Raw genomic sequence first — 14094 nt, 5'->3', positions numbered from 1 at the left:
CGGAGCAGGCCGACCGATCCCGAACCAGCCCAGCGTCACTCCGCACAGCGGCCCGATCAGCAGGGCGAAGGCGAGGGTGCCGAGGCCGACATTGCCGCCCAGGCACCAGCCCAGCAGCAGTACGCTGCCTTCGATCAGGCTGCGCACCTTCCAGATCGGCCAGCCGGTACGGGCATGCAGACCGGTCATCAGGCCATCGCGTGGCCCCGGGCCAAGGCGGGCACCGATGTACAGGCCGGTGGCCAGCGCCACCAGCAGCATGCCGGCACAGAACATCGCCACCTGCCAGCCAAGGCCGACGGCCGGCGGCAGCAGCCACAGCCCGAACTGTGCGGAGGGGCCGATCAGCATCACGTTGAGCACGGTGCCGAGGCCCGGCTTCTGCCGCAGGGGCCACCACAGCAGGAGCACCAATGCACCGATGGCATTGGTTGCCAGGCCGAATGACAGCGGCGTCTGCGCGGCGATGCCCTGCGACAGAACATCCCAGGGTGCCACGCCGATGGCGGCGCGGATCATCAGCGAGGCGCCGAAGCCGTACAGGAACAGGCCGGTGATCAATTGCAGCAGGCGCAAGGGCAGGGCGGTGGGCATGGCGGTCCGGGGGGGCGGGGATCTGTTTCCACCGTATCGCCGTTTCTGCGTCATCCATAGATACAGATGCCGGCCAATCCGCCGCTACAGGTAGCGTCGATCCCGCGTAGAGGCTGTGGTGTAGAGCCGAGCCCCTGATCGGCTCCGCACCGCGGCGTCAGTCGTCCCAGCCGACCAGCGCCAGCTTGCCCACCGTGCGCCCGCTGGCCAGGCGCTGATGCGCGATGTCCAGGTTGGCCGCATTGATCGTGCCCAGCGTCTCATTGAGCGTACCGCGCAGCTGGCCGGCATCGATCATGCTGGCCGCACGGCTGAGGATGCGGTGCTGTTCGATGCAGTCGGCGGTGGCGAAGCGCGAACGCGCGAACATGAATTCCCAGTGGATGCCGATGCATTTGGCCTTGTAGGGATCGCCGATGCGCAGTGCACCCCGCGGCTCGACGATCAGGCCGACGTGGCCCTGCGGTGCCAGCAGCTGGCCTAGTTCATCCCAGTAGTGGTCGGTGTCGGCCAGATTGAGCGCGACCTGCACCGCATCGATGCCCAGCGCCTGCAACTGGGGCTGCAGTGGCTGCCGATGGTCGATCACATGCGCGGCCCCCATCTGTCGGCACCAGTCGATCGAGGCCTCGCGCGAGGCGGTGGCGATCACCTCGAAACCGGCATGGCGCGCCAGCTGGATCGCCATCGAGCCGACGCCGCCGGCGCCGCCGATCACCAGCAGGTGCTGGCCCACGTGACGGCGGCCATCGAGCTGCAGCGGCATGCGCTGGAACAGCAGTTCCCAGGCTGTGAGAGTGGTCAGCGGCAGCGCGGCCGCTTCAGCGAAATCGAGCGTGGTCGGCTTGCGGGCGACCAGGCGCTCATCAACCCACTGGTACTGGGCGTTGCAGCCCGGTCGGGTCACGTCACCGGCGAAGTAGACCTCGTCACCGGAGGCGAACAGGCTGGCCTCGTCACCGATGGCTTCGACCACGCCGGCTGCGTCCCAGCCGAGCACCCGGGGAACCTCAAGGGTGGCTGGATCGGTGGCGGCCCGCTGCTTGCCATCGACGGGGTTGACCGAAACCGCTTCGATCCGCACCAGCAGATCGCGGCCGCGAGGAGGCAGCGGCGGTGGCAGGAGGACATCACGCAGGGCGGGCGCGTATTCACGACTCAGGGCGACGGCTTTCATCACGACTCCGGCTGGGTTCGTGATCCCATCATAAGGTTCCTCACGTTTCCTCAGACGCGCTGAACCGTGTGATGCAGCACGTTGCGCAATATGTCGCTTCTCGCACCTAAACCCCGTCAAACCCTTGCAGCGTGTGGGTCTTGCGGATTTTCATCATCCTGTATAGGGTTTCAACGTCGGACCGGTGGACGGTCGGGCGCAACACTTCACATGTTACGGGACTGTTAACATGGCCTTCACCCGCCTGAGCATAATGTTCGCGGCGGTGGCGTGCTGAATCGGCTGTCGAACATCGACGCACTAGTGCTGGCCCATGCCTCTACCGGTTTCATACCCCCGAAATAGGAGCTGTATTCAATGAACAAGAAGATCCTTACTGCCGCGCTGCTGGGCGGCCTGGCTTTCGCCCAGGCAGCTTCTGCGCAGGAGTTCGATGACCGCTGGTACCTGACCGGTTCGGCCGGCTTCAACTTCCAGGACAGCGACCGTCTGACCAATGACGCTCCGTTCGTGACCCTGGGCCTGGGTAAGTTCATCAGCCCGAACTGGTCGCTGGACGGTGAGCTGAACTACCAGAACCCGAACTTCGACAGCAACCAGGACCTGAACTGGTCGCAGTACGGCATCTCGCTGGACCTGCGTCGCCACTTCATCAAGGAAGGCCGCGGCTGGAACCCGTACATCGTCGGTGGCCTGGGCTACCAGAAGTCGGAAGAAGAGTACGCTGCGCTCGACAACAACGGCCCGCGCCAGCGTAAGGACGGCAATGTTGCTGCCAAGCTGGGCGTCGGCCTGCAGACCACCTTCGACAAGCGCGTTGCTGTCCGCGCCGAAGTGGCCTACCGCGCTGACTTCGACGACCAGAGCATCGCCGCACGTGACGAAAGCTGGTTCGGCGACGTGCTGGCTTCGGTCGGCGTCGTGATCCCGCTGGGCCCGGCTCCGGTCGCGGCTGCTCCGGCTCCGGCTCCGGTTGCCCCGAGCTGCGCCGACCTGGACGACGACGGTGACGGCGTCAACAACTGCGACGACAAGTGCCCGAACTCGCAGCCGGGTCAGACCATCGGTCCGGACGGTTGCCCGGTTCCGGTCTCCATCGACCTGAAGGGCGTCAACTTCGACTTCGACAAGTCGAACCTGCGTCCGGACGCCGTGGCGATCCTGAGCGAAGCCACCGAGATCCTGAAGCGTTACCCGGATCTGCGCGTTGAAGTTGCCGGTCACACCGACTCGAAGGGTACCGACGCTTACAACCAGAAGCTGTCGGAGCGTCGTGCTACCGCCGTGTACAACTACCTGACCAAGAACGGCGTTGACGCCGGTCGCCTGGTCGGCCCGATCGGCTACGGCGAGAGCCGTCCGATTGCTCCGAACACCAACCCGGATGGTTCGGACAACCCGGAAGGTCGCGCCAAGAACCGTCGTACCGAGCTGAACGTCCAGAACTAAGTTCTGACGCTCTGCCCGTAGGACACAGCAGGACCCGGCTTCGGCCGGGTCTTGTTGTTTCTGCGGGCAGGACGCTCGCCTGTGACGCGGCAAGGCAACCGTTCGTCGGTCTTTTGTCCGTAAAACCAATAAGTTGTCGTATTCATTGAAAGTGGTGCTTGAAAGCTGACGCGGCATTGCTAAACTCGCCGCGTCACTTCCTTCCGTGGATGCCCCTCATGCTGCGCTCTGCATCGGCCGCCGTCCTGGCGCTGGCCCTGGTTCCCGCCGCCCACGCTGCGGTCGATTGCTCGGTTAACACCAGCGCCTCGCCGCTGCCGTTGCCGGCCACGACCATCGCGCCAGTGGCCGACGAGCTGTACATCCGTGGCAACCAGCTGGGCATGCCGGCCGGTGTGCTGAGCAGCAACTACGATCCGTCGCAGTCGCTGGACCAGGTGCTGCAGCGCCTGCGCATCGACGGCTGCCAGAACATCGCCAAGGCCATTCCGAGCGCACCGGCGGTGAAGCCGAACGATCCGGCGGCCTACAAGCCGCAGACCGAATTCGACAACACGCCCTGGCGCTTCGACATGAGCCAGAACGGCAAGCGCATGACCGCCGAAGAGTTCGACGCCTGGATGAAGGCGCGCGGCGTTCGCGTGGTCAAGGCGCGTCCGGCTCCGGCCGCCACTCCGGCCCCGGCCGAAGCACCGGCTGAGACCAAGCCGGTCGACAAGAAGTAAGCGCCGCGGGGAGCAGAGGCTTGCGCACGCGCCGCCCACCTGCCGCCCCCGCCTCCCGCTCCCGCGCACCGCGTGGGCGTGCGACTCCGAATGTCTCCAGTGGCGTGCGCCATGGCCTGGCGCGCGTGCTGTCCAAGGCGGGTGTGTGCTCGCGCAGCGAGGCCGCGCGCTGGATTGCCGAGGGCCGCGTACGCGTGTCCGGCCGCATCGTTCGTGATCCCGAGTTCCCGATTGCCAGTCCGCCCCCGCCGATCGAGGTCGACGGCCAGCCGATGGGGGCGCCGCAGCGCCTGTACCTGATGCTCAACAAGCCGCGCGGGGTGGTCACCACGGCGCAGGACGAGCGTGGTCGCGACACCGTGTATCGCTGCTTCGATGGTGCCGGCCTGCCGTGGATCGCGCCGGTCGGGCGCCTGGACAAGGCCAGCGAAGGCTTGCTGTTGTTCAGCAATGATCCGCAGTGGGCGGCGCACCTGACCGATCCGGAGACCGGCCCGCAGAAAACCTATCACGTGCAGGTGGATCGTCTGCCCGATGAGGACACCCTGGCCGCGCTGCGCGCCGGTGTCGAAGACGCGGGCGAGCTCCTCGCCGCCCGTGCCGTGCGCGTACTGCGCAGTGGCGACAAGACCGCATGGCTGGAGGTGGTCCTCGACGAGGGCCGCAACCGCCATATCCGCCGCCTGTTGGCGGCCTTCGACCTGCAGGTGCTGCGCCTGGTCCGGGTCGCGATCGGTGGGCTGGTGCTCGGCGATCTCGGCAAGGGCCAGTGGCGGGTTCTGCAGGTCAGCGACCAGCAGCGGCTGGGGGCCGCTGCACCGGGCTGATCATCGCCCGTGGCCGGCAGTTGCCGGCCGCCGTTCCAGGCGTAGGGGGCGCCTGGCTGTCGACATTCCCGAACGGAGCCTGCCATGTACCACCCGACCCTCAATCAAACCCTGCGCTGTGCAGGCCTGCTGCTGCCGATGGTGCTGCTGGCCGCCTGCGGCGGCCACAAGAAGGTGGCCAAGGCGGAAACGCCTGCCGAGACCCCGGTGGTGGAAGTGAAGACCCCGGAGCTGGATGGTCGCGGCAGTTACCGCTTCCTGATGAGCAACGGTGACAAGAAGATGACCGCCGATGAGTTCGATGCCTGGATGAAGGCCAACGGCATCCGCATTGCCAAGGGCAATGGCCAGGACGCTGCCGCCAAGCCGGTAGTGGTGGCCAGCAAGGAAGAGCCGAAGGGCAAGAAGAAAAAGAAGTGACGCCAGTGGGTGCCGACCTCGGTCGGCACGCTTTGACCGTGCGGGGTCAGAACCCTTTCCTGCGGAAAGGGATCCGACCCCGGCCGTGATCAGCCCTTGACCACGCCCAGTTCGACACCGATGCGGGTGAACGCATCAATCGCCCGGTCCAGGTGCTCGCGGCTGTGCGCGGCGCTGATCTGGGTACGGATGCGGGCCTGGCCCTTGGGCACCACCGGGAAGAAGAAGCCGATCGCGTAGATGCCTTCTTCCAGCAGGCGCTCGGCGAACTTCTGCGCCAACGGTGCGTCATACAGCATCACCGGGCTGATCGGATGCACGCCCGGCTTCACGTCGAAACCGGCGGCGGTCATCTTCTCGCGGAAGTAGGCGGTGTTCTCGGCTAGGGTGCTGCGCAGGTCGTCAGCGGCAGCCAGCATTTCGAACGCCTTGATGCCGGCGGCCACCACGTGCGGCGGCAGCGAGTTGGAGAACAGGTACGGGCGCGAGCGCTGGCGCAGCAGTTCGATCACCTCGGCGCTGGCGCAGGTGAAGCCGCCCAGTGCGCCGCCCATGGCCTTGCCCAGAGTGCCGGTGATGATGTCGATCTTCTCCAGCACCCCCTTCACTTCGGCCGAGCCGCGGCCGGTGGCGCCAAGGAAGCCGGTGGCGTGGCATTCGTCGATGTGCACCAGGGCGTTGTACTTCTTTGCCAGCGCGGTGATCTCGTCCAGCGGCGCGATGAAGCCATCCATCGAGAAAACGCCGTCGGTGGTGATCAGCTTGGTCTTGCAGCCGGCGGCATCGGCGGCCTGCAGCTGGGCTTCCAGATCGGCCATGTCACAGTTGGCGTAGCGGAAGCGCTTGGCCTTGCACAGGCGCACGCCGTCGATGATCGAAGCATGGTTCAGTGCATCGGAAATGATCGCGTCGTTCTCGCCAAGCAGCGGCTCGAACAGGCCGCCGTTGGCGTCGAAGCAGGCCGCGTACAGGATGGTGTCCTGCTTGCCGAAGAAGTCGGCGATCTGCTTTTCCAGCTGCTTGTGCAGGTCCTGCGTGCCGCAGATGAAGCGCACCGAGGCCATGCCGAAGCCGTGGGTATCCAGCGCATCCTTGGCGGCCTGGATCAGGTCCGGGTGATCGGCCAGGCCCAGGTAGTTGTTGGCGCAGAAGTTCAGCACCTTGCGGCCATCGTCGAGAGTGATCTCGGCAGACTGCGGGCTGGTGATGATCCGCTCGGACTTGAACAGGCCCTGGGCGCGGATGGCGTCCAGTTCCTCGGCGTAGTGGCGGGTCAGGGCGGAGGAGGCGTCGGTCATGGCGTGGGCGCGGCTCTGAACGGGAAACCGCTGATTCTACCGGGCATCGCCGCTTGCCGACCGGCCCGGGCGGGGCATCGCCACGGCCGGCACATGTTGCATCGCAATAGCAAAGTGGTTAAAAATTCGTGAACCGGAGCTGTCCCGTTCCGGCCGATACGCCCGCCCTCGGCCTTCCACGCCACCGCCCCCACCGGAGACGCTCATGAAGCACGCCCGTGCCTGCCTCGCCATTGCCGCTGCCTTGACCCTGGCTGCCCCGTTCGCCGCCAGTGCCCAGGAAAACGAATCGCCGTACAGCTGGAACGTCACCGCCGTGTCGGACTACCTGTTCCGTGGTGTCTCGCAGACCGACGAAAAGCCGACCCTGCAGGCCGGTTTCACCTACACCTCGCCGGTAGGCCTGTATGCCGGTGTCTGGGGGTCGGGCGTGGACTTTGGTCCGGGCGACCCGAACACCGAGGTCGACTACCAGATCGGTTACGGCGTGGACGTCACCCCGCGCGTCAACTTCGATGTGCTGCTGAACCGCTATACCTACATCGGTGCCAGCAACCAGAACTACAACGAGCTGGTGACCACCACCACGCTGGATGAGACCTACAAGCTGACGGTGGCCTACACCAACGATGTCTGGAACAGCAGCACCGATGGCTGGTACTTCGGCATGGGCGGCAGCTGGGGCCTGCCGAAGGACTTCACCCTGAATGCCAACGTCGGCCGCAGCACCTTCGAGGACGGCATCGCCAAGGACTACACCGACTGGAACGTCGGCGTCGAACGCCAGTTCGGCCTGTTCAACGTCGGCCTCGGCTACTACGGCACCGACGGCAACGGCCGCGACAACTCCGGCAAGCTGGCACACAGCCGCGTGCTGCTGACCGTGGCCGTCGGCAAGTAACCCTTGCTTCGGTAGGTGCCAGGCTTGCCTGGCACGCATTGCGAAAAAGGCGCCCATCGGGCGCCTTTTTCAATTCCGCAGTGTTCTTGATCCCATCTGGGGAAGAGCCCCCTTGTTGTTCAAGGGGGCGCGCCAAAGGCGCGGGGATAAGGAAACATGCGGGGGAATTGACCCTTCGGGTCAATTCCAGCTGAGCACGACCTTGCCGGCCTTGCCTTCTTCCATCAGGTCGAAACCCTTCTGGAAGTCGTCGATCGGCAGCTGGTGGGTCATCACCTTGCCGAGCGGGAAGCCGGACAGCACCAGCTGGGTCATCTTGTACCAGGTCTCGTACATCTTGCGGCCGTAGATGCCCTGCACGGTCAGGCCCTTGAAGATGATCTTGTCCCAGTCGCAGCCGGCACCCTTGGGCATGATGCCCAGCATGGCGATCTTGCCACCGTGGTACATGCAGTCGAGCATGTCGTTGAACGCACGAGGGTTGCCGCTCATTTCCAGGCCCACATCGAAGCCCTCCATGTGCAGTTCCTTCATCACGTCCTTCAGCGACTGGTTGGCGACGTTGACCACCCGGGTGGCGCCCATGTCGGCGGCCAGCTTCAGGCGGAAGTCGTTGACGTCGGTCACCACCACGTTGCGCGCACCGATGTGCTTGCAGATGCCGGCAGCGATGATACCGATCGGGCCCGCGCCGGTGATCAGCACGTCCTCACCGATCACGTCGAATTCCAGTGCGCAGTGCGCTGCGTTGCCGTACGGGTCGAAGAACGCGGCCAGCTCCGACGGGATCTGGTCCGGGATCGGCCACAGGTTGCTGGCCGGCATCACCATGTATTCGGCAAAGGCACCATTGACGTTGACGCCGATGCCGACGGTGTTCGGGCACAGGTGCGGGCGGCCGCCGCGGCAGTTGCGGCAGTGGCCGCAGACGATGTGGCCTTCGGCCGAGACGCGCTGGCCGATCTCGTAGCCGGTCACGCCCGGGCCGATTTCGGCAATGCGGCCGACAAATTCATGGCCGATGGTCAGGCCCGGCTTGATCGTGCGCTGGCTCCACTCGTCCCACAGGTAGATGTGCAGGTCGGTACCGCAGATCGCGGTCTTCTCGAGCTTGATCAACACCTGGTTGGGGCCCGGAGTCGGCACCGGAACCTCTTCCATCCAGATGCCCTTGGCTGCTTCGCGCTTGACCAGGGCCTTCATCGTTTGCTGCGCCATCGGGGTGGAACTCATCAGGGGGAAAGCGCGGATTATAGGGTGCCGCGCGGATTTCCCATGTTGCGCTGCGGGTGCGGTGGCGGAACGAAAGGCGTGCGCCGGCGGGCGTTTCGAACGTGCTGCAAACAGCAGCGCCTCCTTGATTCCGGGGGAGGGGGCGTGGTCACCCTGGCCGGGACACGCAAAAGCCCATCCATGGTGCTCGATGGCGCCATCCATGGCGCCAACGGTCCCGGCCAGGGTGACCACGCCCCCTCTGGACGATTCCATGTGCGCGGCCGACGTGCGCATGGCAGAGCAAGAAGTAGGCCCATGACTTCCGGGGTTCGGGCCGGGGCAGGGCAGCGGGCTACAATCGAGGGTTCCACTACCAGGGGCCGCTCCATGCGCTCGAACCTGCTTGCATTTTCCATCGTCGCCAGCCTTGGGCTGGTCCAGGTCGCCCATGCCGCAGAAGGCATGTGGGTGCCGCAGCAGCTGCCGGAAATCGCCGGGCCGCTGCAGAAGGCCGGCCTGAAGCTGTCCCCGGAGCAGCTGGCCGACCTGACCGGTGACCCGATGGGTGCGGTGGTTGCGCTGGGGGGCTGCACCGCCAGCTTCGTCTCGCCGCAGGGCCTGGTGGTCACCAACCACCACTGCGCGTATGGCGCCATCCAGCTGAATTCGACCGCGCAGAAGAACCTGATCAAGGACGGCTTCAACGCGCCGACCCTGAAGGACGAACTGAGCGCCGGCCCGAACGCCCGCGTGTTCGTGCTCGACCAGATCACCGACGTCACCGCCCAGGCCAAGGCCGCCATCGCCGCCGCCGGCAACGACCCGCTGGCCCGCAGTCGCGCGCTGGACGCCTTCGACAAGGCCCAGGTTGCCGCCTGTGAAGCCGATGCCGGCTTCCGCTGCCGCCTGTACAGCTTCTCCGGCGGCAACACCTATCGCCTGTTCCGCAATATGGAAATCAAGGACGTGCGCCTGGTCTACGCGCCCCCGGGCAGCGTCGGCAAGTTCGGCGGCGACGTCGACAACTGGATGTGGCCGCGCCACACCGGCGATTTCTCGTTCTACCGCGCCTACGTCGGCAAGGACGGCAAGCCGGCCGCCTTCGCCGCCGATAACGTGCCGTACCAGCCCAAGCACTTCCTGAAGTTCGCCGACCAGCCGCTGGGCGCCGACGACTTCGTGATGGTGGCCGGCTACCCGGGCCGCACCAACCGCTACGCGCTGGCCGGTGAGTTCAACGAAACCGCCAGCTTCACCTACCCGACCATCGCCAAGCACTACAACGCCGTGCTGAAGATGATCGCCGACGCCGGCAAGGCCGACGCCGACGTCAAGGTGAAGTACGCCGCCACCGCCGCCAGCATGAACAACGTGGCCAAGAACTACCTGGGCCAGCTGGAAGGCTTCAAGCGCATCGACGCCGCCGGCCAGAAGCAGGCTGAAGAAGCTGCCGTGCTGGCCTGGCTGAAGAAGCAGGGTGCCGCCGGCAAGCCGGCCCTGGCGGCGCACGCGCAGCTGGTCAAGCACCTGGATACCAGCAAGGCGACCCGCGAGCGCGACCTGTTCGTCGGGCAGTTCAACAACACCTCGGCCGTTGGTGCGGCAATCACCCTGTACCGCCTGTCGATCGAGCGCAGCAAGCCGGATGCCGAGCGCGAAGCCGGTTACCAGGAACGCGACCTGACCACCATCGAAGGTGGCCTCAAGCAGATGGACCGCCGCTATGTGGCGAAGATGGACCAGCAGCTGCAGGCCTACTGGCTGGAGCAGTACGTGGCCCTGCCGGCCGCGCAGCGCGACAATGAAGTGCTGAACAAGTGGCTGGCCGGTAGCGATGCCAACGCAGTCAAGGCGCTGGTGGGCAAGCTGTCGGGCACCGAGCTCGGCAGCCTGGACGCACGCCTGAAATGGTTCAAGGCCGACCGTGCCGCATTCGAAGCCAGCAGCGATCCGGCCATCCAGTACGCCGTGGCTGTCATGCCGGCACTGCTGAAGCAGGAAGAGCAGAAGAAGATCCGCGAAGGTGAATCGCTGACCGCGCGTCCGCTGTACCTGCAGGCCGTGGCCGACTACAAGAAGAGCCAGGGCGAGTTCGTCTACCCGGACGCCAACCTGTCGCTGCGCATCACCTTCGGCAACGTCATGGGCTACGGCAAGGACGGCGTGAAGTACACCCCGTTCACCACCCTGGAAGGCGTGGCGGCGAAGGAAACCGGTGAAGATCCGTTCGATTCGCCGAAGGCGCTGCTCGACGCGGTCAAGGCCAAGCGTTATGGCGGCCTGGAAGACAAGCGCATCGGTTCGGTGCCGGTGAACTTCCTGTCCAACCTGGACATCACCGGCGGCAACTCGGGTTCGCCGGTGCTGGACGCCAACGGCAAGCTGGTCGGCCTGGCATTCGATGGCAACTGGGAATCGGTCAGCTCCAACTGGGTGTTCGACCCGGTGATGACCCGCATGATCGCCGTCGACAGCCGCTACATGCAGTGGATCATGCAGGAAGTGGCGCCGGCGCCGCAGCTGCTGAAGGAACTGAACCTGGCGAAATAAACCGGTTGCGGTAGTGCCGGCCGCTGGCCGGCAAACCCGACCCGATGGCCGGGAATTCCGAAACCCCGCGACCCACGTCGCGGGGTTTTTTCATGCCCGCCCCGACCCGGCGCGCCGAACAGGTATCATCCGTGTTCCGCGCACTTCACAGGATGTGAACGAAACGCGGGAACCTCCTCCCCCCAGGACCCCTTGCACGCATGCGCATCCTGCTTGCCCGCCACGGTGAAACGCCGTGGAACGCCGAAGGCCGCTATCAGGGCCAGATCGACATCCCGCTGTCGCCGATCGGCGAAGCCCAGGCCCAGGCACTGGGTGCCCGCCTGGCCTCGGTCGACATCACCCGTGCCGTCGCCTCGCCGCTGTCGCGCGCGCAGCGCACCGCGCAGCTGGCGCTTGGCGCCGCCCGTGCCGACATGCTGCTGACCGAGCCGGAACTGCAGGAAATCGCCCACGGCGAATGGGAAGGGCTGCTGGCCAGCGAGATCCACGAGAAGGATCCGTCGCGCCTGCAGGCCTGGCGCGAGGAGCCGGATACCGTGCTGATGCCCGGCGGCGAATCGCTGCGCCTGGTGCTGGAGCGCAGCTGGCGCGGCCTGGCCCGCGCCACCGACGGCCTCGGCGAGCACGACACCCTGCTGGTGGTTGCCCATGACGCGGTGAACCGCGTGATCCTGTGCAAGGTGCTGGGCCTGCCGATCTCCCGCCTGTGGACCTTCCGCCAGGCACCGACCACGCTCAACCTGCTCGAAGGCGCCGACCTTGACAGCCTGGAAGTGGTGCGCCTGAACGACTGCGCCCACCACACGCCGTTCTTCGGCGAAGCCAAGCACCGCGCACTCTGATCGATCCCCTCGCACCAACTGCTTCTGCTGGAACCGCTGCCGTGACGAACACCCCGACCACCCTGGCCGACTGGCTGGACTACATTGAACGCCAGCATCCGGCGAGCATCGACATGGGCCTGGAGCGCGTGCGCGCCGTGGCCACGGCGATGGGCCTGGGGGCGCCGGCCAAGCGCACCATCGTGGTCGGTGGCACCAACGGCAAGGGCTCCACCGTGGCCTTGATCGAAGCCATTGCACGTGCCGCCGGCTGGAAGGTCGGCGCGTACACCTCGCCGCACCTGCTGCGCTACAACGAGCGCGTGCGCATCGACGGCCAGGACGTGGACGATGCCGCGCTGGTCGCTGCGTTCAGTGCGGTCGAGGCCGCGCGTGGCGAGACCACGCTGACCTATTTCGAGTACGGCACGCTGGCTGCGCTGCAGCTGTTCGCCGACGCCGGGCTGGACCTGGCGGTGCTGGAAGTGGGCCTGGGCGGCCGCCTGGATGCGGTCAACATCGTCGATGCCGACGTGGCGGTGATCACCACCGTGGACATCGACCACGCCGAATGGCTGGGCGAGGACCGCGAGGCGATCGGCACCGAGAAGGCCGGCATCATCCGCGGCTGGAAGCCGGTGATCCTGGGCGAGACCGACCCGCCCTCGAGCGTGCTCGCGCGTGCCTACCTGGTCGGTGCCAACGCGATCCGCGGCGGCAGCGATTACTTCTACGAGCCGATCGACGCCCAGCGCTGGCGCTGGCGCGACGTCGGCCTGCGCATGGAGCTGCCGACCCCGGCGCTGGCCGGCCCGATCCAGCTGGCCAATGCCGGTGCGGCCATCGCCGCGCTGCGCGCGCTGGACAAGCCGGTGCCGCGCGCGGCGTGGGCCGCCGGTATCGCGGCGGCGCGCATTCCGGGCCGCCTGCAGGCGTTCGAGCGTGGCGGTGTGCAGATCCGCGTCGACGTCGGGCATAACCCGCAGGCGGCGGGCCAGCTGGCGCGCGCGCTGAAGGCCGAGGCGTCGGCCGGGCGCACCTTGGCGGTGTATGCCGCATTGCAGGACAAGGACGCGGCGGGTGTGGTGCAGGCATTGCAGGGCGTGGTTGGCGAGTGGACCCTTGCCGGCCTGGACGGCCCGCGTGGCCAGAGTGCCGCCCAGTTGCAGGCGCGCCTGGCCGAGACCGCTGCTGGCAGCGCGCAGCTGGCCGCTTCGGTCGAACAGGCGCTGGCGCAGGTACTGGCCCGGGCCGAGCGCGGTGACCGCGTACTGGTGTTTGGCTCCTTCCATACCGCTGCCGCCGCGTTGCAGTGGTTGCAGGGCAGCGCCTGAGCCACGTTCAGCCAATCCCGACGCCGTCCGGTCCGGCACCCGTATAATCGACCGCAACCTCCGGACAGTTGCCGCCTCACGTGGATACGCCTCTGAAACAGCGTCTGATTGGTGCCATCGTGCTGGTTGCACTGGCCGTGATTTTCCTGCCGATGCTGGTCAAGGGGCCTGCACCGGACAGCGGCGTGGCCTCGGTGCCGATCGCCGCGCCGGATGCACCGGCCGATGGCCAGTTCGAAACCCGTGAACTGCCGCTGGTGGCCCCGGCCGGTGGGGCTACCGGCCTGCAGACCGGGCAGGCCAAGCCGCTGCAGGAGGCCGCCACGCCGGCCACGCCGCCGACCGTGGACACGTCCCCGGCGGTTGCCGCTGGCAACTACGCCGTCACTTTCGGCGCATACGGCAGCAAGGCCGACGCCGATGCCGTGATCGCCTACCTGCAGCGCTCGCAGCTGCCGGGCTTCGCAGAAGCGACTACCATCAACGGCCGTCAGGCATGGCGTGTGCGCGTGGGGCCGTATGCCGACCGTGCACAGGCCGAGGCGGCCCGGCTGCAGGCGGTGAAGATCCGCGCCGATGTGAAGGCCGAAGTGATCACTCTGGATGCCGCTACGGGCAGCAGCGCCCCGGTGGCAGCTACCCCGGCACCGGCTACGCCAAGCGCCAGTACCCCGTCCGCAGCCACCTCGCCGTCCGCCAGCAGCAACCCGGTGCGTAGCGAAAGCCTGCCGCCGAGTACGCCGACTGCGACGGCCACTCCGGCGGCCAAGCCCGAGCCGC

The 14094-nt window shown here is 66.6% G+C and carries 13 protein-coding genes; 9 read left to right on the top strand and 4 right to left on the bottom strand.

Annotation, left to right across the window (positions count from 1 at the left end; all coding sequences use genetic code 11):
* Positions 1–594, bottom strand: a 594-nt coding sequence (locus N5E02_RS17040; protein ID WP_279946529.1) for a hypothetical protein, incomplete at its 3' end; no start/stop codon positions are given.
* A gap of 157 nt (positions 595–751) precedes the next feature.
* Positions 752–1771, bottom strand: coding sequence for a zinc-binding alcohol dehydrogenase family protein (locus N5E02_RS17035; RefSeq protein WP_053501218.1), 1020 nt, complete (start codon positions 1769–1771; stop codon positions 752–754).
* A 357-nt stretch (positions 1772–2128) separates the two neighbouring features.
* Between N5E02_RS17035 and N5E02_RS17030 the strand changes: the two genes are divergently transcribed.
* The 4 genes from N5E02_RS17030 to N5E02_RS17015 all read left to right on the top strand — a co-directional run bounded on the left by N5E02_RS17030 (position 2129) and on the right by N5E02_RS17015 (position 5192).
* Entirely contained in the window at positions 2129–3220 is a 1092-nt protein-coding gene (locus tag N5E02_RS17030; protein WP_005415437.1) for an OmpA family protein, read from the top strand.
* A 218-nt stretch (positions 3221–3438) separates the two neighbouring features.
* Entirely contained in the window at positions 3439–3945 is a 507-nt protein-coding gene (locus N5E02_RS17025) for a hypothetical protein (protein ID WP_005408235.1), read from the top strand.
* A gap of 20 nt (positions 3946–3965) precedes the next feature.
* The gene (locus N5E02_RS17020; RefSeq protein WP_065179528.1) at positions 3966–4772 is read left to right on the top strand and encodes a pseudouridine synthase; all 807 of its coding nucleotides are present in this window, start codon (positions 3966–3968) and stop codon (positions 4770–4772) included.
* Between the two features lie 84 nt (positions 4773–4856).
* Positions 4857–5192, top strand: a complete 336-nt coding sequence (locus N5E02_RS17015; RefSeq protein ID WP_164093296.1) for a hypothetical protein — start codon at positions 4857–4859, stop codon at positions 5190–5192.
* 89 nt (positions 5193–5281) lie between these two features.
* Here N5E02_RS17015 and kbl read toward each other — a convergent pair whose 3' ends face one another.
* On the bottom strand, positions 5282–6490 hold the full coding sequence (kbl, locus tag N5E02_RS17010; protein WP_005415440.1) for a glycine C-acetyltransferase: 1209 nt from the start codon (positions 6488–6490) through the stop codon (positions 5282–5284).
* 205 nt (positions 6491–6695) lie between these two features.
* Between kbl and N5E02_RS17005 the strand changes: the two genes are divergently transcribed.
* A complete protein-coding gene (locus N5E02_RS17005; RefSeq protein ID WP_164093295.1) occupies positions 6696–7391 on the top strand; it encodes a TorF family putative porin in 696 nt (231 codons plus the stop codon).
* Between the two features lie 180 nt (positions 7392–7571).
* Here the strand turns inward: N5E02_RS17005 and tdh are convergent, their stop codons facing one another.
* Positions 7572–8594, bottom strand: a complete 1023-nt coding sequence (gene tdh / locus N5E02_RS17000) for an L-threonine 3-dehydrogenase (protein WP_005415442.1) — start codon at positions 8592–8594, stop codon at positions 7572–7574.
* A gap of 399 nt (positions 8595–8993) precedes the next feature.
* Here tdh and N5E02_RS16995 point away from each other — a divergent pair, with 399 nt between their 5' ends.
* The 4 genes from N5E02_RS16995 to N5E02_RS16980 all read left to right on the top strand — a co-directional run.
* Complete coding sequence (locus tag N5E02_RS16995) at positions 8994–11156, top strand: S46 family peptidase (RefSeq protein WP_053500141.1); 2163 nt, start codon at positions 8994–8996, stop codon at positions 11154–11156.
* Between the two features lie 200 nt (positions 11157–11356).
* Positions 11357–12001, top strand: a complete 645-nt coding sequence (locus N5E02_RS16990) for a histidine phosphatase family protein (protein WP_005415444.1) — start codon at positions 11357–11359, stop codon at positions 11999–12001.
* 41 nt (positions 12002–12042) lie between these two features.
* On the top strand, positions 12043–13314 hold the full coding sequence (folC, locus tag N5E02_RS16985; RefSeq protein WP_139726769.1) for a bifunctional tetrahydrofolate synthase/dihydrofolate synthase: 1272 nt from the start codon (positions 12043–12045) through the stop codon (positions 13312–13314).
* Between the two features lie 80 nt (positions 13315–13394).
* Positions 13395–14094: SPOR domain-containing protein (locus N5E02_RS16980; protein ID WP_279946528.1), on the top strand; the 700-nt coding region annotated here is incomplete at its 3' end.

It is taken from the genome of Stenotrophomonas sp. GD03777 (assembly GCF_029842485.1).
GTDB lineage: Bacteria > Pseudomonadota > Gammaproteobacteria > Xanthomonadales > Xanthomonadaceae > Stenotrophomonas > Stenotrophomonas sepilia.
Note: the sequence above shows the minus strand (reverse complement) of the source record. Positions and strands in the feature narration are given on the sequence as shown.